The sequence below is a fragment of the Nocardia sp. BMG51109 genome (assembly GCF_000526215.1).
In the GTDB taxonomy this organism is placed as follows: Bacteria; Actinomycetota; Actinomycetes; order Mycobacteriales; family Mycobacteriaceae; genus Nocardia.
In genome coordinates this window covers 1,224,251-1,244,131 of record NZ_JAFQ01000004.1, presented here as the reverse complement: position 1 = coordinate 1,244,131, position 19,881 = coordinate 1,224,251, and the positions used below count along the sequence as shown (strand labels likewise).

Annotated in this window: 16 protein-coding genes, 1 tRNA gene, 1 pseudogene and 1 other annotated feature; of the genes and pseudogenes, 14 read left to right on the top strand and 4 right to left on the bottom strand. The window is 65.9% G+C overall.

The features are described from left to right. Positions 1-186: 186 nt before the first annotated feature. From D892_RS0106780 to D892_RS0106730, 10 genes and pseudogenes are all read left to right on the top strand, one after another. On the top strand, positions 187-1,413 hold the full coding sequence (locus tag D892_RS0106780; RefSeq protein WP_024800521.1) for a hypothetical protein: 1,227 nt from the start codon (positions 187-189) through the stop codon (positions 1,411-1,413). Then, the gene (locus D892_RS0106775) at positions 1,410-1,961 is read left to right on the top strand and encodes a hypothetical protein (protein ID WP_024800520.1); all 552 of its coding nucleotides are present in this window, start codon (positions 1,410-1,412) and stop codon (positions 1,959-1,961) included. The genes D892_RS0106780 and D892_RS0106775 overlap by 4 nt, the downstream gene beginning before the upstream one ends. Continuing rightward, positions 1,958-2,629: a hypothetical protein gene (locus D892_RS44905; RefSeq protein WP_084160965.1), complete on the top strand. Its 672-nt coding sequence runs from the start codon at positions 1,958-1,960 to the stop codon at positions 2,627-2,629. The genes D892_RS0106775 and D892_RS44905 overlap by 4 nt, the downstream gene beginning before the upstream one ends. Then, a complete protein-coding gene (locus D892_RS0106765; protein ID WP_024800519.1) occupies positions 2,626-5,790 on the top strand; it encodes a hypothetical protein in 3,165 nt (1,054 codons plus the stop codon). The genes D892_RS44905 and D892_RS0106765 overlap by 4 nt, the downstream gene beginning before the upstream one ends. Positions 5,791-5,822: 32 nt before the next feature. After that, complete coding sequence (locus D892_RS44900; RefSeq protein ID WP_084160964.1) at positions 5,823-7,169, top strand: protein kinase; 1,347 nt, start codon at positions 5,823-5,825, stop codon at positions 7,167-7,169. A 39-nt stretch (positions 7,170-7,208) separates the two neighbouring features. Next, entirely contained in the window at positions 7,209-8,237 is a 1,029-nt protein-coding gene (locus tag D892_RS43505) for a hypothetical protein (RefSeq protein ID WP_024800517.1), read from the top strand. Between the two features lie 715 nt (positions 8,238-8,952). Continuing rightward, complete coding sequence (locus D892_RS0106745) at positions 8,953-9,279, top strand: transposase (protein ID WP_024800516.1); 327 nt, start codon at positions 8,953-8,955, stop codon at positions 9,277-9,279. After that, positions 9,240-9,368, top strand: a sequence feature (AL1L pseudoknot). (Overlaps the previous gene by 40 nt.) Continuing rightward, positions 9,276-9,911: an IS3 family transposase gene (locus D892_RS40585; RefSeq protein ID WP_036568299.1), complete on the top strand. Its 636-nt coding sequence runs from the start codon at positions 9,276-9,278 to the stop codon at positions 9,909-9,911. It overlaps the preceding feature by 93 nt. Before D892_RS0106745 ends, D892_RS40585 begins: the two co-directional genes overlap by 4 nt. 32 nt (positions 9,912-9,943) lie before the next feature. After that, positions 9,944-11,346: pseudogene (locus D892_RS40580) on the top strand (IS30 family transposase). Continuing rightward, positions 11,330-11,656, top strand: a complete 327-nt coding sequence (locus D892_RS0106730) for an integrase core domain-containing protein (protein ID WP_036568297.1) — start codon at positions 11,330-11,332, stop codon at positions 11,654-11,656. The pseudogene D892_RS40580 and the gene D892_RS0106730 overlap by 17 nt, the downstream one beginning before the upstream one ends. On the opposite strand, the gene D892_RS0106725 is transcribed toward D892_RS0106730, so the two are convergent. After that, positions 11,623-12,066, bottom strand: coding sequence for an LLM class flavin-dependent oxidoreductase (locus D892_RS0106725; RefSeq protein WP_024800514.1), 444 nt, complete (start codon positions 12,064-12,066; stop codon positions 11,623-11,625). The two genes, D892_RS0106730 and D892_RS0106725, sit on opposite strands and share 34 nt — an antisense overlap. A gap of 247 nt (positions 12,067-12,313) precedes the next feature. On the opposite strand from D892_RS0106725, the gene D892_RS0106715 reads away from it, so the two are divergent. After that, on the top strand, positions 12,314-12,925 hold the full coding sequence (locus D892_RS0106715) for a TetR/AcrR family transcriptional regulator (RefSeq protein ID WP_024800513.1): 612 nt from the start codon (positions 12,314-12,316) through the stop codon (positions 12,923-12,925). A gap of 57 nt (positions 12,926-12,982) precedes the next feature. Continuing rightward, the gene (locus tag D892_RS0106710; protein WP_024800512.1) at positions 12,983-13,690 is read left to right on the top strand and encodes an NAD(P)-binding domain-containing protein; all 708 of its coding nucleotides are present in this window, start codon (positions 12,983-12,985) and stop codon (positions 13,688-13,690) included. A gap of 238 nt (positions 13,691-13,928) precedes the next feature. Here the strand turns inward: D892_RS0106710 and D892_RS40575 are convergent, their stop codons facing one another. From D892_RS40575 to D892_RS0106695, 3 genes are all read right to left on the bottom strand, one after another. Then, positions 13,929-15,053, bottom strand: a complete 1,125-nt coding sequence (locus D892_RS40575) for an esterase family protein (protein WP_198036846.1) — start codon at positions 15,051-15,053, stop codon at positions 13,929-13,931. 455 nt (positions 15,054-15,508) lie between these two features. Next, positions 15,509-15,584, bottom strand: a tRNA-Arg gene (locus D892_RS0106700). A 47-nt stretch (positions 15,585-15,631) separates the two neighbouring features. Further along, positions 15,632-17,152: an NAD(P)/FAD-dependent oxidoreductase gene (locus tag D892_RS0106695; protein ID WP_024800510.1), complete on the bottom strand. Its 1,521-nt coding sequence runs from the start codon at positions 17,150-17,152 to the stop codon at positions 15,632-15,634. Between the two features lie 400 nt (positions 17,153-17,552). On the opposite strand from D892_RS0106695, the gene D892_RS0106690 reads away from it, so the two are divergent. Both D892_RS0106690 and D892_RS0106685 read left to right on the top strand, forming a co-directional pair. After that, complete coding sequence (locus D892_RS0106690) at positions 17,553-19,187, top strand: long-chain fatty acid--CoA ligase (RefSeq protein ID WP_024800509.1); 1,635 nt, start codon at positions 17,553-17,555, stop codon at positions 19,185-19,187. A 106-nt stretch (positions 19,188-19,293) separates the two neighbouring features. Then, positions 19,294-19,764, top strand: a complete 471-nt coding sequence (locus D892_RS0106685; RefSeq protein WP_024800508.1) for a YiiD C-terminal domain-containing protein — start codon at positions 19,294-19,296, stop codon at positions 19,762-19,764. The last annotated feature ends 117 nt before the right edge of the window (positions 19,765-19,881 follow it).

The window sequence follows — 19,881 nt, the reverse complement described above, 5'->3', positions numbered from 1 at the left end:
CGAATGGCCTTATGGCTTTGACACGTGCAGTTACTCGAATATTTGTTCGCATCGCCGGATTGTCGGGTACGTGCCTATAGTCGATCGCGAGACAGCTGGCTTGTGCCCAAACTGGGGACGCCGCGCCCATGTCGGGCGCGCGAGCGGAATGGTGTCCGTAGCCGCCTGGAGGCAGGAGCGATCGCGTTGGCCGACCCGCCAGAGCTGACCTTGGACGATCTCGCTGGTGAGGCCGCAGTGCTGCGGGTCTACCGCCAGGTCTTCTCGGTGCTCGCTCGCGAGGCCGGGGCAATGATCGTGGATCCGACCACGATCGATGTCGATGAATCGATTTTGGAAGCCTTCGCTGAGGCGGGCAGCGAGGGGCTGACAGTGGAACAGGCTGTTGCCGAGTGCCGACAATGGGATGCTCCGATCGTGAGGCGGCGGTTCGACGTTTTACGCAACTACGGCGCGATCAGCCGGGTCAATGATCGGCCGAACGAGCTCTACCACCGGGCCGCGTTCGCGCCCTATGTAATGCTGTTGTTCTTGCGGCGCATGGCCGAGCAGGGCGGTCAGTCGGAACTGCACCAGCTGCTGACCTTGGAGCAGTTGAACGTCAAGAGCGCCAACGCTACGGCGGCCGACGGCGTGGCCTCGGTGCGCCGGTTGACCAAGGTATTCCGGTTGCTGGGCAATGAACTGGCCATCCTGGCGGCGGGCAGCACAGCCGAGACGCTCGGCAACAACGCCCAGCTCTTGTGGGGTAACGAGTCGCTGATTGACCAGGCCAAGGACGTCCACGCTGTCGTGCTTGGTAGGTGGCCCGAACTCGATCGCGACTGCGCGGAGCTCCGGGTCGCGCTCGCTGCCTACGCGGACGCGATCGACGCGGCGGCGGACCGCCTGATCGCGCAGGCCGGCACCACTCGCGCGTTAGGGCTGCTTCCGGTGGAGGTGTGGCGTACCTTCGGCCGCGAGTCGAGCCCGGAAGCGCTGGCCGCGGTGCTCGATCGCTTCGTCTTCGACGCCCCTGCGCCGTGGTTCTCACCGCAAGTGCTGATCGAGGCAGTAGAAGCGGGACGCCAGATCAGCACGGCGAGGGTTCCGCCTCCCCGCTCGGATGACGCCGAGCCAGCACCAGAGGCTGATGCTGGTATCACCGATGACGTTGAGGAACTCAGAGCCATCGCAGAGCGGCTGCTGGCGGACTCGGACTCGGTGAGCGTTGTCGATGTGCTGGGTGAGGCCGGTGACTGGATATCGGCACGTCGCGTGCTCGCCGAAGTCACCGCCATCCATCACCACCCTGACCTCGACTACGAACTTGTGTGGGGCGACGGCGTACATATCGAGGTCGCCGCCAGCCCATCCTGGACGTCGCATGGGCGCTTTCGGCGCGCCAGCCGGGCGGGCGGAGAGGAGGGGTGAACGAGTCGGAAACGGCACTGTGGTGGGCGCGCGTCCGCGCCGCCGGCCCGCAGCGCGTGGCACCAAGCAGCGCCTTCCCAGCAGGAATGCTGCGCCTCGTCGAGCCCGACGTCACTGCGGTGTGGCTGCTGACAGTGGTTCCCGGGGGCGCGAGACCCAGCGTGTTGGAAGAGTTGGGACTGCCTGCGCTCGCCGTCGAACAACCCAACGACACCGCGCGCGTGCTCGCTGCGTGCCTGCGCTGCTGCTGGGCGGAACCGACCGGGCCGATGTGGCCAGGGACACCTGCGTCCAGGGATGAGGTGGCAGCGGTGTTCGGGGAGATCACCAACCGGGACGAGGCCGCCTCCAACCGAGCCTTACTCGCGGCGATCCGGCGCCTGGCTGGCGCCAGCTGGCTGCTGTGGGACGAGCCCAGCCAGACGATGCGGCTCGGTCCGCGGGTCGCCGCATGGGGATCAGCGGATCTGAGCGCCCTGCGCGAGCTCTGGCGGATGTTGCCCTCCTCCGCCGACATCGGCCGCAGCGACGCGGAAGGTCGGCGATGACCAGCGCGAACGCGGCGCATCCGGTATTCGAGCCGATCCTCGCAGAGCTGAGCGAACAGCACCGCGACGAAGTCCTAGCCGCATTCGCGGCGGTGGAACACAGCGCCCACCCGGTGCCCGAGGTGCAGATGTTGGCGTTGCGGGATGCCACGCTACGGAGGGACCTTCAGCGGCTATTGCACCGAGTGGGACGGACACTGGTCCTGGTGGGCGGCACGCAGTGGACCTCGGGGTATCGCGACGACATCGCTGCCGAACTGACCGACGCAGGCTGGAACGCCCTCCCGGTCATCGATCGGGCCGTGCTCGTGCTGGTGTTGATCCACTCGGTCGCGATTCCCCGTAGCCAGGGAATACTGTCCGGCGACTCTTGGATCTCCGCGCAACCGACGCCAGCCGATGAGCTTCTTCGCTACGCGCAGCCAGGAAAAGGCGACGTTCGTGTCGCTCTGCAGAGGTTACGTGCTGCTGGACTCGTACAGCTCGCGCCCACTCGTGGCCGAGGTTCCGTCGGCGGGACTGCCTACTTACCTGGTCCCCAACTTCACCGTCTGACACCCGTGGCACGTAAGGCGTTGCAGCAAGAGTTGATTTTGGCTGCCGCACCTTACAGCCCGCTGGCTGCCGCGATACGAGCACGCCGCGCGCATCTCCGAGGAGAACAGTGAGCACAGCCCGAACCTGGTCTACGGCGGGCGGCGATTCCGGCCCGTTCGACGTTGTCGGCGAGCGGGTGCTGGTCGGCGTCCAAGTGGTCAATATCTCTCGGTTGTCCACGCACCCAGTACCGATGATCAGCCAGGGCCTGGTCACGGTCGCGGGTCAAGGCCCGAAGGACTCCAACGGTGCCGGGAAGTCCTCACTGATCGCCGCGGTGAGCCTGCTGCACGCCGATGAGCAATGGCGGCTGGCCGGTGGGGCGGCCGAGGCTGCGGAGCTGCTGTTCACCGCCGAACTCGCCGCGCAAGAAGGCCGCTGGTCCAACGTCGACTGGGGGTATGTGATCGGTGTGTTCGCCGACCCCCGCGCCGACACGTCCGATGAGCTGTCGGCTAGCGCCCTGACCGTGTGGGTGCGGATCAACCGCAAGGCATCGCACGTACACCTGCGCTGGAAGGACGGGCTCTACGTCCCCTATGGAACGACCGAGTTCGAACGCGCCGCAGGAGTCGACATGCTGTGGGATGCGCTCCCTACGAGCAACGGACGTACCGACTTCCACGCGAACCGGCTCGCGTCCGTCCTGTATGGCAGCCACGTGCGGTGTGTGTCGTTCCTGTCGACCTCGGTGCGTTCCAGTCCAGCGGCCAACCTGCTCGCCCAACCTCTCAACGACCTGGACCCACGGAGGATCTTCGACGCCATCGCCACACTGACCGGGTTGGACCGCGAACTCGAACAAGAGCAGGCCCTCCGGTCGGCTGAGCACACCCGCCGCAACAACGTCCGCAACGCCGTAGGAGATCTCGATAGCTGGGAACACGAAATGGCAGTCGTTGAGGCCGGCATTGCGCTGCGCGGTGAAGCTCGCCACCTGTTGGGTAATGCGAAGGCGTCGTGGCAAGCCCGCTGCGCTCGACGCTTCCTCGACGGGGTCGCCCGCACCGACGAGATCCGCCTCGAACTCAGCGCGCGGGACGTCCGCGCCACAGAACTGAAGGCAAAGCTGTCCACTGTGGAAGACGATCTTTCAGGGCTGACCGACGACGAGGAGTTCAACCGCAATTTCCGCGAAGTCGAAGGGCGCTGGAAGGAACTCAGCGGGCGTGACCAGCGCCTGGACACCGAACATCAGGTCGCCGCCCAGAATTTGGAAGACCTGGCTACGAAACATCGGAAGCTCTTGGACAAGGCTCGCGCTGCTGACGGACGCAGCGTCGAGACCGCGCAGGCTGAGGAGGCCGACGCACGCACGGCCGTGGAACAGGCTCTCGGGTCCAAGGGCGTCGCCGACGAAGCCGAGAAACGAGCGAGCACGCTGTTGGCTGCCGCCGAATCCGGTGAGGACGTCGCCGCGGACGAGCTACAGGTGCTGCGCGAGGAGGGTATCCCCGCCGCCGCCTTGTTGGACGTCGTCCAGCTCAACCCCGACCAGCGACGCAGCTGGGAGCCCCGCCTCGTGCCCTATAGCGGTGCCGTCGTGGTCCCACGCGGGCACGCTGACCAAGCCCGGGAGAAACTCGCGGGGCGGCCAAGGGCGGCGACGCTGGTTATCGCCGACCCGCCTCGAACGCACGCGCCTACCCACAGCACCAGCCTGCCCGCGAGCGCCGATACGAGGTTCGACCTCACCACGTTCTTCACCGCGATCGTCGACAGGGCAGGCACCCAGCCTGCGGAGATCGACGTGGCCGCCGGGGTAATCGTGGTGGGCGAGTTCGCAGAACCACTCACCGGCCGAACCGCGCGCATCGCCGCGGCCCGCGCGGAACATCGCGCGAAAGCCGATCTTCTCATCGAAGCCAACAAGCTCCTCGCCATGGCCCGGCACACGCTGTCCCGAGCCACAAACCGTACCGAAGCGGCCGTGGCCAGTGAGGAAGCGGACGCGACCGCGCTGAAGATGTCCGAACTGCGAGCGGCCAACCGGGAGCGAGAGAAACGACGCGATGCGCTGAAGCCCGTGCTGGACGGCGCTCGCGTGGCCTACACCGACGCGCTGGGCATGGGGAAAGCACGCGAGGAACGGATCGAGAACCTGCGCGGCACAAAACGTCGCCTTGAGGGTGAGCTGACCGAGCAGGACAAAACCAAGACGAAGCTCACCGATGAGCGGCTGGCTCTGGACCTGCCCGGCCGCGAGGCGGCCTGGGGAGACTCACCCGAGTCCGCGCACCGGTTCCTGCTGGCCCTGGATGCCGAGCAGCAGGCCCGTACCACCGCAGCGTGGAACGAGGAAACCTGCTATCAAGTCAATGAGGTTGTGCGGCGGTGTTTCCCCGAGGGCACACCACACGACGAGATGCCCGCCGAGATCCGGGAACTGCTCATCGAACAACGCTGGCAACGCGGCGGACTGGACACTCGAGTCGGCCTGGTTCCCGCGCTCATCCGCGCACTGCGTACCCATCTGACCCAGACCGAACAGCACGACCTCTACCAGCAGCAGCAAATCGCAACCCAGCGTGGGCAGCGCACCGGTGACCTGGAGGCGGCTCGGCAAGGCTTGAGCGAGGCCGAGCAGACCTCCCGGGCGCACCGGGCATCGCTTGCCCTGGGAATCAAGGCGAGGCTCAAGAATGTAAGCGAAGAATTCGACCGCCTCGACCAACGGTACGGCGGTTACGGGGCGAGCCTGGACTACCCGGAACCCGAGCCACCCGCAGAACCCGATCGGCCGTGGCGGTGGACCGTCACACCCAAGTGGCGGCGCGCCGAGGGACAACGGATGTCGGGCTACAACCTTCGTAGCAACACCGCCCAAATGGACGAGAAGGCCGTCAAACTGGTGTGCGCCGCCGCGCTTGCTGGAGGAGGCAGTCGCCCCTTGCTGCTCGTCCTGGATGAACTCGGCCGCAATCTCGGCAAGCAGCATCGCCGTGAGGCGGTCGCGCTGTTCGAGCAAATCGGAAAGGACCGCAACGTTACCGTGATCGGTGCGCTACAGGACGACATGGAGCGCTATGCCATCGAAGCATCTGGGCTCTACATCAAACTCCGCCGCCGCTCCGACAGCATGGCCTACAACGAAGCACCTGTCATCGTCGGAGACGAAACCATCCGTGCCCGCGTCGAACTGCTCCGGGAATGGTTGACCTCCTACCGACCCGCCGCCGACATCGCCAAGGATGAGTCCGATGAGGACAACTCGGATGAGGGCGCGGCGTGACCGAACCTTCTCACCCAACAGGGGAATTCCCCATGCCCGATCACCCCGGCGTGCCCGAGGGACTCTGCGCCTATGCACAGCCAACACACGCCGACGGCACCTTCGACCACGACCGCGCTGGCCGGCCCAAAGTGGGGCGAGTACACCTACGTGCGCATCCACCCACTGCACCACAGCGGCCAGACGGACTCGTCAACGATGCCGACTGGAACTGGGCCACCACCGCGCCTCGCCGATGGAACACCATCACGACCAAACTCGGTGATCGTGCTGATGACGTGGCGCTCGCCTTGGCCCGAGCAGGATGCGTTGGCCTTGAACACGACTACCGATCAGGCACGATCTGCCATCCACCCCGCGGCTGGGCTCCTCATCCTGACCTGCACGCGGCCTGGCAAGAGCAAAACAGCAAGCGCGCCGCCCGCCGGGCCGCTCAGGACGACGAGGCAAGCCGCCTCGCTGCCGAGCTCACCCACTATCCGGCTGCCGAGCCCCTTGTAGCGATCCTCAGAGCACATAGGGGCGGGCCATACCGTGACCACGTCATCGAGACCGCCCGCGCCTTCCTCGCCGACGACACCATGACCGACACAGGTAGGGCCGCGCCGTGGGCCGCTGTGCGCTGGCTCAAGCGCGGAACGAAGTCGGACTACGACAGGGACCAAGAGCCGCTCGCTCAAGGTGGTCAGGGCGCGGTCTACAGCGGCATGCACAAACGCACCCGCATCCCCATTGCGCTGAAGCAACTCCGCTACGGCGATGAAGACGCCCTACACCGCATGCGCCGCGAGATCTCCATCGGGCACCTCTACGGAGGGCACCCGAACGTCATGCCGGTCCTGGACTCCGACCCAGACGGGCGGTGGTTCGTCATGCCGCTCGCGAACGGCAGTGCCGCCAGCCACGCGGAACGCCTACAGCGGGAAACAGGAGGCCTCCGGGACCTCGTCACAGCGGTCTGCAAAGGACTGCGCCGCCCACACACCGACGACAGGATCCACCGCGATATTAAGCCAGCCAACGTCCTGCTCCTCAACGACGAGTGGGTCGTAGCGGACTGGGGGCTAGGCCGACAGCCCCGGGGGGAAACCAGCATTCCGCGCCGAACTCGGACCGGCACCGGCTTCGGCTCCGAGGGATTCGCCGCGCCGGAGCTGTCGTCCGGAAACCCTCACAACGTGACGGCCGCCGCCGATATCTACAGCATCGGGCGGCTCATTGCAGCCATCCTGACCAGGGAACGACCGGAGCAGAATCTACCACTGCTGCCTGCCAGCGGACCATGGGTAGCCGTAGTAGCGGAGGCAACCCACCACAGCCCATCCGACCGGCCACAAGACGTGGATGAATTCCTCCGCCTGCTCAAGGACATCCCGTGACCGTTCCCTCGCCGTCCCAGCTGAAAGGATCATGTTGTCGTGACGCGCATTGCGCTAGAGCCGTACTTCCTGCACCAGGACCAGGTTCGGTCCCTTCTCGGAGAGCAGCGGACAGAGTCCGCACGCGCGCGGGCGGCCCGCAGGAGCGATCCCGAAGCAGCGTTGCCTTACGTGCTCGCCGCAGAACTCGCCGAGGCGCTCTTCTCGCTGGGAGTCGGCGAACTGGCGAGGCGCGTCCTGGAGCGGGACCTACGTGCGGGGCAAGTCGTCGGCACCGAGCTGGAGTTTGCGTTCCAGCGAGATCGGGACCGCGACGCCCCAGGCTTCAAGTCGGCCAGCTTCACGGCGGTGCTCGACGTGGGAGAGCCGGTGCGCGTCACCGGGACATTCAACGCGGCAAGAATCGCTAGTTCCTCCGCGTCCGGCAACCTTACCGGGAACAGGCGGGTCTACGTGATCGGGACGGTCACCAATCTCGGCGCGGAGCGCGTTGAGCTCAGGCCGGTCTTCATCGGAATCAGGTCGTTCGTTGATGACGACCTTGCCGACGGAGGTCCAGCGCCGGGAGCGCGGGTTTACCCCAGCGATATCGGCCAGTTCAGCGGGATCGACTTCGCCTCTCCCGTCGCCGAGGCCGAGGGTGAAGCGGTGCTGCGTGTGCCGGAGGACACGGTGAAGCGCGCATTTGCCGGGCTGATCGGCGAGTCGTACGTTCCGAAGGACTGGGGTGGCGAGCGCTCCGACCTCTACACGTCACGAGTGTTCGCCCGTGGGCGCCAGGTGTCGGCCGCGTGGTTGTTCAAGGGACCGGGCTTCCCTCGCGCGATGGACGTCAAGGCCCTGGGCAAGAACGGTGACCAGATCGATCGGTTGTTCACCGAGCCCGCGGAGCTACTCGTTCTGCAGCACTGTCATCAGATCAAGCCGAGCGTGGTTGGCATGATGGACGCCTACGCCCACGACGCCCGGCACCCCCGTTTCTATATGATCATTGACGGGGCCGATACCGGACGCATACTTAGGTCTCTGGGTCTGCTCCCGGGAGCCCCAGCACGTCCGTCTTTGTAGATCCAAAGGAACCGGAGCCCCCGGCCCTGTCCGCGGCGGAGGCCATTAGCGAATGGTGTCTCTGCGTCAGAGAGGTGAACACCTTGTGCAGGCGCTGGGCGCTGAACGGAAATCGGGCAAGCCCACGGCAAAGGCAAGTCGCGCTGAATTCGGACCGGGAAACGGTTTCGGCGTTCCGCAACGGCACCCACTACCGCCAACCCGAACCAGCTCCTGCTCCAGCCGCGGCTTGACAACCACATAGGGACACCCCAAACCGAGGACACCGCCGAGGAACGCGCCCTTGGAGATGGTCCGCATGCTGGCGGTGACCCGCCCGAGTACGTCGTGGGGGACCCAGAACTGGGCGCTGCTCGACACCTGAATGCACTAACCTGCCGCTTATTGAGCGTCTACGCCAATGCGTGGGACACCCCATTCGTGCTGGGACGGCGATGCTCCCGAGATCATGCGACTTCGAGATTCCGGGCTGGGAGCGATACAGCCACTGCCACCTGGGGCTACGAGGAGGTTTAGGAACACCAGCGGAATCGAACTCACCCCCGGCCTCGTGGATCACCCGTCAGCACCGCCGTGGTGGTCGTGTTCGGCAGACGTTCTTCCGGTCAGAGCTGTCCCCGTCCAGGGCTGGAGCACGGCGGGACGCTTGTGAGCCGGCCGGTGAACCGTCCCGGGTTTGGGGCCGCTTCCTGTCTTGAGGAAGATGGTCTCCATCATGTCGAAGCGTTATCCGCCCGAGGTTCGTGAGAAGGCCGTTCGCCTGGTCTTGGAGCGTCTCGATGAGTTCGAGTCCCCGTATGCCGCTGCGAAGGCGATCGGCCCGCTGGTCGATGTGCATTACGAGACATTGCGGGTGTGGGTGAAGAAGGCCCTCGCCGAGGGGTCCCGGCCGGGTGGCAAGGGCGGTTCGGGTGTGTCGGACGCCGAGCGTGACGAGTTGCTGAAACTGCGGAAAGAGGTCCGGGATCTCAAGCAGGCCAACGAGATCCTGAAGCTGGCGTCGGCTTTCTTCGCGCGGGAACTCGACCCGCGACACCCCTGATCGTCGGGTTCATCGACGAATACCGCAAGGTCTACGGGGTCGAGTCGATCTGCCGCGCGCTGTGCGCGCACGGGGTGCAGATCGCGCCGAGGACCTACCGCAAAGCCCGCCGCCGGCCACCCTCGGCCCGGGATGTTGCTGATGCCCACGTGGAGAACGCATTACGGGACCTGGCCGGCACGCCGGAGGAAATGTACGGGCGCCGCAAGATGACCCGCTATCTGCGCCGCCAGGGCCACGACGTGGCGTTCTGCACGGTGGACCGGATCATGCGCGAGATCGGCATGAACGGGGTGGTGCGAGGCCGCAAGCTACGCACCACGATTCCTGTCAAGGACGGCGTGCGGGCCGGTGACAAGCTCAACCGGGACTTCACCGCCGACGCGCCGAACCACGTGTGGGTCGCCGACTTCACCTACGTGTCGACATGGACCGGATGGACGTATGTGGCGTTCGTGTTCGACGCCTACTCCCGCGCGATCGTCGGCTGGGCCGCCTCGTCCACCAGAACGACCACGCTGGTGTCCAAGGCACTCAACATGGCGATCTGGCGGCGTGACCACTACGGGCACCCGGTCGAGCCCGGGTTGATCCACCACTCCGACGCCGGCAGTCAGGCCGGATTCAACTGATCGTCGCAACACCTTGATCTCGGAGGTGTTGAATGGGAATTGGTCCGCGGCAGAAGAAGGTTCGTGAGTATCGGGGGCAGATGCCCTCACCGGGTCGGCCGACGGTGGCGTGGCGGGAAGACCGGGTCCGGTTCTGGGCGGCGATCGCTCGCGGGGTGATGACCGAGGACGCCGCGACGGCAGCGGGCGTGTCCTCACCGGTCGGGTTCCGGTGGTTCCGCCATGCTGGCGGCGTGAATCCCCGTTTGGCACCGACGGTTTCGGGTCGGTATCTGTCATCGAGCGAGCGTGAAGACATCGCCTTGTTCCGCGCGCAGGGCGCGGGTGTGCGCGAGATCGCCCGCCGGCTGGGCCGGTCTGCGTCGACGATCTCGCGGGAGCTGCGCCGCAACGCCTCCACGCGCAGCTACTGGCTGGACTACAAGGCCTCGACCGCGCAATGGCATGCCGAGCGGCGCGCCAGGCGCCCGAAAGCCGCCAAACTGGTGACCAACGACCGGCTGCGCGGATACGTCCAGGACCGGCTTGCCGGGGTCGTGCGCACTGCCGATGGAGGGGTTGTGGCCGGGCCGGCAGCGCCTGATTGGAAAGGTCGGAACAAGCCACATCGCGGCGATCGGGCGTGGGTGACAGCATGGAGCCCGGAGCAGATCTCGAACCGGCTGAAGATCGACTTCCCCGAGGACGAATCCATGCGCATCAGCCATGAGGCCATCTACCAGGCGCTTTACGTCGAATCCCGCGGCGCGCGCTCAAACGCGACCTTGTCGGATGTCTGCGCAAAGGGCGCGCTCTGCGGGTGCCACGTGCCCGGAGCAAACAGAAAGCGTGGGCCCACGTCACCCCGGAAACACTGATCAGTCAGCGGCCTCCGCACGTGGCCGATCGCGCCGTTCCCGGGCATTGGGAAGGCGATCTGATCATCGGGCTCAACCGCTCGGCGGTCGGCACACTCGTGGAGCGGACCACGCGATTCACCATGCTGATCCACCTGCCCCGCGAGGACGGCTACGGAATTGTCCCCCGCACGAAGAACGGACCGGCCCTGGCCGGCTACGGAGCCGTCGCGATGGCCGACGCACTCGCGAGAACGATCACCACACTGCCGCAGCAACTACGCAACTCGCTGACCTGGGACCGGGGCAAGGAACTGTCCGACCATGCCAGATTCACCATCACCACCGGAGTGAAGGTCTACTTCGCCGACCCTAAGAGCCCCTGGCAGCGCGGCACGAACGAGAACACGAACGGTCTTCTGCGGCAATACTTTCCGAAGGGCACCGACCTATCCCGATGGGACGCCGAGGAGATCGGAGCGATCGCACACACCCTCAACACCAGGCCCCGCAAGACACTCGGCTGGAAGACCCCCGCCGAAGCGTTCGACGAACATCTACGATCACTCCAACAAACCGGTGTTGCGACGACCGATTGAATCCGGCGAGTACACGTCGGTGAAGTTCACCGAATCCCTTGCTCTGCAAGGGCTCTCGGCGTCGATCGGCTCCGTGGGCGATGCCTATGACAACGCGCTGGCGGAGTCGATCATCGGGTTGTTCAAGACCGAGGTCGTCAACCGGCACGGCCCGTTCAAGCCCCTCGCCGAGGTCGAATTCGCGCTCATGGAATGGGTCGACTGGTACAACAACGCCCGCCTGCACTCGCGGCTGGACTACCTCACCCCGACCGAATACGAAGCCGCGTACTACTCTCAACAACCGCCACGCCGACCGGCGCTGGCCTGAAACCGAAGCCGGTCCCTTACCCGTGACGGTTCAGCGTTCCACCCCGTCCGTCCATGACTCATGACATCGAGTGCCTTGAACTGTCGCGCGAGGTTGAACGGCTCGTTAAAGGTGGTCGAGCCGGTGGCGACGAGGCCGATCCGGTTCGTCTCGCGCGCGACAGCCGCCAACGTGACCATGACATCGAGATTGAAGTTGGGTGGCTCGTTGTTGATGTCGCCGACGTGGCTGGGACCGTCGGGGAGGAACAGGAACTGGAGCTTTCCACGCTCGGCCGCTTGGGCATGCCGAACTTTCGCGTCGAAGCTCGTATAGCTCATGGGATCGACCGCCGAGGCACGCCAGGCGCCGGGCAGGTTGCCGTATCCGTTGTCCAGATGCATGCCGATGATCATCTGTCTGTCCATCATGTCGTCTTTCCGTGCGGATCGAGCTGTTCGTCACTGTCGACTGCGCGCTGAGGGGTGTGCAGGCGGGGTCGTCGTCGGACAAGACGCGGTCGGCGATGAAGGCCGTACTGACGGTTCACGTCCGGTCGCTGGTCCGGGGTGGCGCGCCGGAGGGGTGCTATGCCCCTCAGGGCTAAACGGAGGTGCTCTCCCTTTAGGGTAGACTATACGGAGACACTCCCCGCTTAGCCAATGTGAGGTGAACGCCATGTCCGAGAGCGCCACGAGCAGGGCTCGTGCCCCGCGGGCTGATGCCCGACGCAACCGAGATCACATCCTCGGCATCGCCGAGCGGTATTTCGCCGAGCACGGCGTCAACGGTTCGCTCGACGCGATCGCGAAACAGGCCGGCGTCGGCTCAGCGACCCTGTACCGACACTTCCCGAACCGGGAAACACTGCTCGCCGCGTTACTCGCCGCGCGCGACGAGGCGCTCGTGTCCCGCCGCGATGAACTCCGCACCCGGTCGGCCAACGCGGCCGACGCACTCGAGGGCTGGCTCGACGCGCTCACCGAGTGGGCCGGCGCATTCGACGGGCTGCCGGAGCCGCTGCGAGCCACGATGACGGGCTCTTCTCCGTTGGCCGTGACGTGCCAGGGATTCATTACGACCACCGAGGAGTTCTTGCACGCCGCCCAGCGCGAAGGCAGTGCGCGCAGCGACATCCGGGCCCGGGATCTCTTCCTGGCTGCTCTGGCCACGAGCTGGGTACGGGGTGCGGCTATGGCTGACGACGCGTCCGCCGCGGCCCTGGCCGGTCTCATCAGACGCGGGTGGGAATCGACCACACCCACGACGGGCATCACCGACAACAGGTAGCCGAGAAGTCACGCCTCGTGTGGGGCGTGAAAACTCATCGACAGCAAGGAGAACACCATGAAGCGCATCGGAATTATCGGTAGCGGATCGATCGGAGCGGCAGTCGCTCGACTGGCCGTCGCAGCCGACTACGACGTCCTCATCGCGAACTCGCGGGGCCCGGCGTCGCTCACGGACCTGATCGACGAACTCGGCCCCCGGGCCCAGGCCGGCGAGGTCCGCGCGGCAGCGGAGTTCGGCGACATCCCGGTCCTGGCCGTGCCTCTAGCCGCGTACCCGAACCTGCCCGTCGACGCCTTCGCCGGGAAGACGGTCCTTTCCACTGGGAACTACTACCCTCATCGCGATGGCCGCATCGAACAGCTGGACTCCCTGAAGAACACGACCGCCGAGTACGAGCAGTCGCTTCTCCCGGGCACGACGATCGTCAAGGCGTTCAACAACATCCTCTTCCACCACATCCCGAACCTGGCACACTCCTCCCCGCGCACCGCGCTGGCGATCGCCGGAGACGACAGCGAGGCAAAAGCGCGGGTCGCCACGATCGTGAACACCCTCGGATTCGACACCGTCGACGCCGGAACGCTCGCCGAATCCTGGAGGTTCGAACCGGAGTCCGGTGCATACACACCGATCTACGCCGCCGACGAGGACAAGTTCGCCGCGGACTACCTCGCCGACCCGGGAGCCCCCGTCCAGGCCGACCGCCTGCGAGAGCTACTCGCCGTCTCACATCGTCCCGACGTCGCGGCGCGACTGTTCTAACGGCGGCGTTCCAGCGCGGCGGAAGAGCAACCTCGCCTGAGGTGCTCTTCCGGACCCGCGTTCTAGTGGGCGGCGTAGCCGCCTCGCCGGGCTCGGCCGGTATGTGGGACCTGCTAGGCAGGGGTGGCAGGAACCGACGGGGCGACGCAGTATCGGCGAGTTTCACCTTCGGCGCAGCCATTAGCCATCCACTCCGGCGGATTGACCAGATGGAGCCTCCGCCTGCGGAAGCAGAAGTCTATCTGTCGTCGACTTGGTCGCGAAAGATCCATCGGAGGGTCTCGGGAAACACTGCCCCTCCGTGGCGGAGGCTGTGGCCCCCGTTCCCGAAAACGAACCGAGAGTCGTAACGGCGGTATTTCAGAGACGCATCCATGTCGTAGTTGGCGATGGGGATGCTCCCGAAAATGATGTCGAGGTCGCGTGACCCTGTCTGGTGCCAAATCCTGATCGGCTTACGCGGCGTCTGTCGAAACATCGTGGGGAGTTGGTGGGCGCCGCGGATATTGATGAAGCTGCCGCAGTGCGAGATGACATTACCGAAATCCTGCGGACGATGGAACGCCGCTGTCATGGCGCAGGCGCCACCCGAACTGATGCCGCAAATAACGCGACCCCGCGGGTCATCGGTGAGCCGCACCTTCGTGCGAACGACCGGGAACAACTCCTCCACCAAGAATCGTGCATAGTCGCCATTAACCACGTCGTATTCGATGCTGCGGTTGTGGTTCCCTCCGAAGACAGGGTAGCCGGGACCACTCTCACCGGCGCAGACGAACAGGCCGGCAGTCATAGGAATCTCGCCCTTGTGCACGAGGTTGTCGAGGACAGTGGTCGCCCGGAGCTGCGGACCGACGTAATAGGGGCCGTCTTGGCATACAAGGAGGTTGACGGATTCAGCTTGGTCGGCACCGTACGGAACGTACAGGTACACGCTTCTGGCGACGCCGGGGTAAACAAGGTTACTGACCCAGCGGAAGTGGTAATACGTGCCGGAATACACACCTTCCTGAGGCATGGAGTCATCGCTCAGCTTGTAGTCGGAAACCACATCATCTGCAAGCGCATATGCAGCCCTGTCTTTACCGGAGACGTTGTGAGCCGTGAAGACATTCCCGAGCTCCGCGTCAGGGTCAACCTCTCCCGGGGGCAATCCAACGACCTCGAGCTCGACGGTTTCCGCCTGCGAGTGCTGGGTCATCTGGCAATCACTCCTTCTCTTTCGTTCAGCAGGAAATCTGGTCGGTTGAGGCGCCTGCGCCATGTCAACCTGCACGAGCCGCATCGGCAGTAGCGTGACGGGCCCCATCATTCGCTCACCGGCCGACACCGATCGCGATGCAGGGTCCAGACGCAAACTCATCCGCCACTCACCTCGCCGAATGATCCTCGGTATCATTCGCGGTGTCCCTGCTCACATTCGCCGCAGCTCAGGTTAGGAGTCGGTCGCGTCGAATCGGCACAGCATTCGACGCCAACAAAGCCGTAAAAGGCGTCACAACGCACATCCGACCGTTACGGGTAGCATGGGCTGCATCGCGGACCACGATCACTTCGACCTCGCGTGCGTCGCAGCGGTCGCTAGCTCGGTGCAGACCAACGCCCCGGCGCCCTGCTGTAGTCCTGGGCAACCCACCACCCCGTCTCGCCGACCGGAACGGTGGCGAAGGACTCAGTCCTGAGTTGCCCATGTTTTGTGTTTCCTCGAGGGCTCGCATCGGGAAACTGTTTGACCTGCATGTTTCCGTTTCGACGGCGCGTCGAATGAGATGTTCGAATCGAGTCAAGCTGGCTGAGCTGCGGAAACGCGTCGCAGGTTGGTGCCCCCGGCAGGATTCGAACCTGCGACACCCGCTTTAGGAGAGCGGTGCTCTATCCCCTGAGCTACGAGGGCGGAGTCCGGGCGCTCGGGAGCGAACCGGTTCCTGGTTTGGCCGGAGTCTACCGGGTTGGGGGGTGTGGGGTGGCATCGTGGCGGGGGTGCGGGTCAGGCGGCGGGGTGGGGGCGGTGGACTCGTCGTAGTCGGTGGGGTGGAAGCGTCTGGTTTTCCAGCGGTAGATGGCGGTGGCGGCGGGCCAGTTGTTGGTGATCCGGCCGGAGGCGTTGCGGTACCAGCTGGAGCAGAAGTTCCAGGGGGTGTCTTTCAGGCGCTTTTGGAGCCAGTCGTCCCAGGACTGTTCGGTGGCGGGGCGGGCGGAGATGAAGCGGCCGGGGCGGGTGGACAGGTAGTGCACGGCCTGGCGGATGTAGCGGGCCTGGGATTCGAGCATGTAGATGATGGAGCCGGCGCCGAGGTTGGTGTTCGGGCCGTACATCATGAACAGGTTGGGGAAGCCGGGGACCGACATGCCGAGGTAGGCGCGGGCGCCCTCGGGGGACCACTCGTCGGACAGCTTGCGGCCGCCGATGCCGTAGATGTTGATCGGCGACAGGATCTCGGTGCCCTTGAATCCGGTGCCGTAGATGATCACGTCGGCCTCGTGCTCGGTGCCGTCGGCGGTGCGGATGCCGGTCGGGGTGATGGCCTCGATGTCGGTGGTCTCCACGGTGACGTTGGGTTGTGCCAACGCCGGGAAGTAGTCGTTGGAGAACAGGCCGCGCTTGCAGCCGGCCTGGTAGTCGGGGGTGAGCTTCTCGCGCAGCACCGGGTCCGGAACCTGTTGGGTGCGATGGCGATCCGCGAGGGCGATCACCGGCTTGCGGATGGCGGGAAGGTCGGTGAGCGCCAGCGACAGCAGTTCGAACACGCCCCAGATCGCGAAGCGTTCCGCCAGGCGGCTGGGTGGGAAGTGCTTGAACAGCGCGTGATGCGTCGCGCTGTACCGGGTGTCGAATCTGGGCAGTACCCAGGCGGCCGACCGTTGGAACAGCGTGAGGTGGCCGGCCGCCGGCTGGATCTCCGGAATGTATTGGATCGCACTGGCTCCCGTGCCGATGCACGCCACCCGCTTACCGGTGAGGTCGACGCCGTGGTCCCACTCCGCCGAGTGGAACGACGGGCCGGCGAAGGTCTCGATGCCCGGGATGTTCGGCAGCGCCGGGCGCGACAGCTGGCCCACCGCGGGCACCAGCACATCGGCCGTCAGCGTCGCGCCGTCGGACGTGCGGACCTGCCAGATCCCTTGTCGCTCGTCGAATTCCGCGTCGGTCACCTCGGTGCCGAAACGGATCTTGCGGAGCAGCCCGTACTTCTCGGCCACCTTGCGGATATAGGCGTGGATGTCGGCCTGCTCCGAATAACGCCGCGGCCAATCGGATTTCGGCTCGAATGACCACGAGTACAGCGGCGACGGCACGTCGCACGCCGCGCCGGGGTAGGTGTTCTCCCGCCACACTCCGCCCAGATCGGCGGCCTTCTCCACGATCGCGAAGCTCTCGATGCCGGCGCGCTGGAGTTCGAGCGCCATGCCGAGCCCGCCGAATCCGGCGCCGATGATGAGGATGGACGGCGTGCGAGTCATACAGTGAGATTAGGGGGCCGGTCCGCGCCGGCGAAGGGATCTGCGGACAATCAGTTGGCATTATCGGCCATCTCGTCGCGGGTTCTGTGCAGGTCACCGGCTCCTCCTGTCGAACTGGCCCGTTGGTCATGCGTCGCGGGGCTATTTCGCCGCACACCATGAGAATCGGAATGGCGGGCCGCGCAGGCCCGGGTGCGTCTGCGGTATGCCCGACGACCGACTGCCGCGAGGGTCCCGCCGCGCCGCGGCCGAGGTCGATCGGGTCGTCCCATGTTTTCCCAGCGTGCGTGGCGTGTTGTGCGGGCACCCGACTTCAGTCGAGCCTGCTCCCGGCGTGTCCGAATTCGGTTATCCTCGCGGCAAGTGTGATCTCGTTCACTGGTGAAGGGTGGCGTTTCAGATGTTGAGCACGATGCAGGACGAACAGCTGTCGCTGGCGACGCTGCTGCGGTACGCGACGACGTTCCACGGCGACGCCACGGTGTCGACCTGGACCGGCGACGGTGCCCGCACCACCACCTACCGCGAACTCGGCCGCGAATGTGCGCGCCTGGCGAATGCGTTGCGCGGCTTGGGGGTCGGCGAGGGCGACCGGGTAGGCACGTTCATGTGGAACAACACCGAGCATATGGTCGCCTATGCCGCGGTGCCCGCGATGGGCGCGGTGCTGCACGCGCTCAACGTCCGGCTCTTCCCCGAACAGCTGATCTACGTGGCCAATCACGCCGAGGACCAGGTGGTGATCGTCGACGGATCGCTGGTGCCGATGTTCGCGCAATATCTGCCGGACCTGAAGACCGTGCGCCACGTGATCGTCGCCAACGGCGACGCCGCGAGCCTGTCCGCACCCGATGGCGTGCGGGTGCACTCCTACACCGAACTGCTTGCCGCGCAACCGGATACCTACGACTACCCGGTGCTCGACGAGCGCTCGGCGGCCGGGATGTGCTACACCTCCGGCACCACCGGCGATCCGAAGGGCGTGGTCTATTCGCACCGCTCCAACTGGCTGCACGCCGCGCAGGTGATCTCGCCCAACGGCATGGGCTTCACCGCCCACGACACCGTGCTGACGATCGTGCCGCTGTTCCACGCCAACTCGTGGGGCATCGTGTACGCGGCCTTGATGTCGGGCGCGAGTCTGCTGATGCCCGACCGGTTCCTGCAGCCCGCGCCGCTGCTGGAGATGATGGCCGCGGTCCGGCCGACCTTCGCCGCCGCGGTGCCGACCATCTGGGGCGGCGTGCTGGCCGGCCTCGAGGCGCACCCGCAGGACATCTCGCACCTGCGCACCTGCGTGGTCGGCGGTGCGGCGGTCCCGCCGGCGATGATGCGGGCGTTCGAGGAGAAGCACGGCGTGCGGCTGCTGCACGCCTGGGGGATGACCGAGACCTCCCCGCTGGGCAGCGTCGGGCATCCGCCCCGCGGTGCGGAGGGCGAGCAGGAGTGGGCCTACCGCTACACGCAGGGCCGGTTCCCGGCCGGCGTCCGGGCGCGCCTGGTCGGCGACGACGGCACCGTGCAGCCCAACGACGGCGAGGCGCTGGGCGAGCTGGAGGTGCGCGGGCCGTGGATCGCCGCCTCGTACTATTCGCCCGAGGGACAGGCGGTGGATGCGGAGAAGTTCCACGACGGCTGGCTGCGCACCGGCGACGTCGGCAAGATCAGCCCGGACGGCTACCTCACGCTGGTCGACCGCTCCAAGGATGTGATCAAGTCCGGCGGCGAGTGGATCTCCTCGGTGGATCTGGAGAACGCGATCATGGGCCATCCGGCCGTCGCCGAGGCGTCGGTGATCGGCATCCCCGACGAGAAATGGGACGAACGCCCGCTGGTGGCGGTCGTGTTCAAGGAGGGCGGCACGGCGGAACCGGCCGAACTGCGCGATTTCCTCGCCGACAAGTTCGCCAAGTGGCAGCTGCCCGAGTACTGGACCGTCGTCGACGAGATTCCGAAGACCAGCGTCGGCAAGTTCGACAAGAAGCGCCTGCGGGCCCGGTACGCGGACGGGGAGTTGAAGGTGGTCACGCTGTAGGGCCGGAACACACCCTGTTGGCGTGTTGTCAACAGGGTGTCGTACGCTGGGCGCACCGGTGGTTCACCGGTGCACGCAGGTGTGCGACGAGAGGGACGGTTGCGGCATGGCCGAGACGAACAGCGACGCTCCGGCGTTCGCGGACATGATGAATGGGGCGCTGCAGGCCACGATCCCGATCGCGCACACGATGGGTGTGCGGGCGCTCGAGGTGCGGCCCGGCTTCGCGGCCACCACCGTGCCGATCGAGGGCAACGGCAACCACTTCGGCGTCATGTACGCGGGCGTGCTGTTCACCGTCGCCGAAATCCTCGGCGGCGCAATCCCGCTCGCCACCTTCGACGCCTCGAAGTACTATCCGCTGGTCAAGGATCTGCAGATCTTCTTCCGCAAGCCCGCGAAAACCGATGTGCGGGCGGAGGCGTCGCTGCCGGACGAGGAGATCGCCCGCATCACCGCCGCGGCCGAGGCCGACGGGAAGGCCGAGTTCACCTTGAACGCGACCGTCACCGACGCCGACGGCGTGGTGGTCGCCGAGACGGCGGGGCTCTATCAGCTGCGCACGCACGGGAAATAACCGTCGATCGAGATCGGTCGGCAGGGACTCGGCCCGGCGAGTTAACCTGGGAGCACATGCCACAGGCAGGTGGACGAGGAGGTCCGGCACGGGCGTCGTTCGCGTGCGTGTGACGCG

What these genes read in the sequence shown, in the direction of transcription:
- D892_RS44905 (WP_084160965.1), top strand. Translation starts at nt 1,958, where the DNA reads ATGACCAGCGCGAACGCGGCGCATCCGGTATTCGAGCCGATCCTCGCA.
- D892_RS44900 (WP_084160964.1), top strand. Translation starts at nt 5,823, where the DNA reads ATGCCCGATCACCCCGGCGTGCCCGAGGGACTCTGCGCCTATGCACAG.
- D892_RS0106745 (WP_024800516.1), top strand. Translation starts at nt 8,953, where the DNA reads ATGTCGAAGCGTTATCCGCCCGAGGTTCGTGAGAAGGCCGTTCGCCTG.
- D892_RS0106725 (WP_024800514.1), bottom strand. Translation starts at nt 12,066, where the DNA reads ATGATGGACAGACAGATGATCATCGGCATGCATCTGGACAACGGATAC.
- D892_RS0106715 (WP_024800513.1), top strand. Translation starts at nt 12,314, where the DNA reads ATGTCCGAGAGCGCCACGAGCAGGGCTCGTGCCCCGCGGGCTGATGCC.
- D892_RS0106710 (WP_024800512.1), top strand. Translation starts at nt 12,983, where the DNA reads ATGAAGCGCATCGGAATTATCGGTAGCGGATCGATCGGAGCGGCAGTC.
- D892_RS40575 (WP_198036846.1), bottom strand. Translation starts at nt 15,053, where the DNA reads ATGAGTTTGCGTCTGGACCCTGCATCGCGATCGGTGTCGGCCGGTGAG.
- D892_RS0106695 (WP_024800510.1), bottom strand. Translation starts at nt 17,152, where the DNA reads ATGACTCGCACGCCGTCCATCCTCATCATCGGCGCCGGATTCGGCGGG.
- D892_RS0106690 (WP_024800509.1), top strand. Translation starts at nt 17,553, where the DNA reads ATGTTGAGCACGATGCAGGACGAACAGCTGTCGCTGGCGACGCTGCTG.
- D892_RS0106685 (WP_024800508.1), top strand. Translation starts at nt 19,294, where the DNA reads ATGGCCGAGACGAACAGCGACGCTCCGGCGTTCGCGGACATGATGAAT.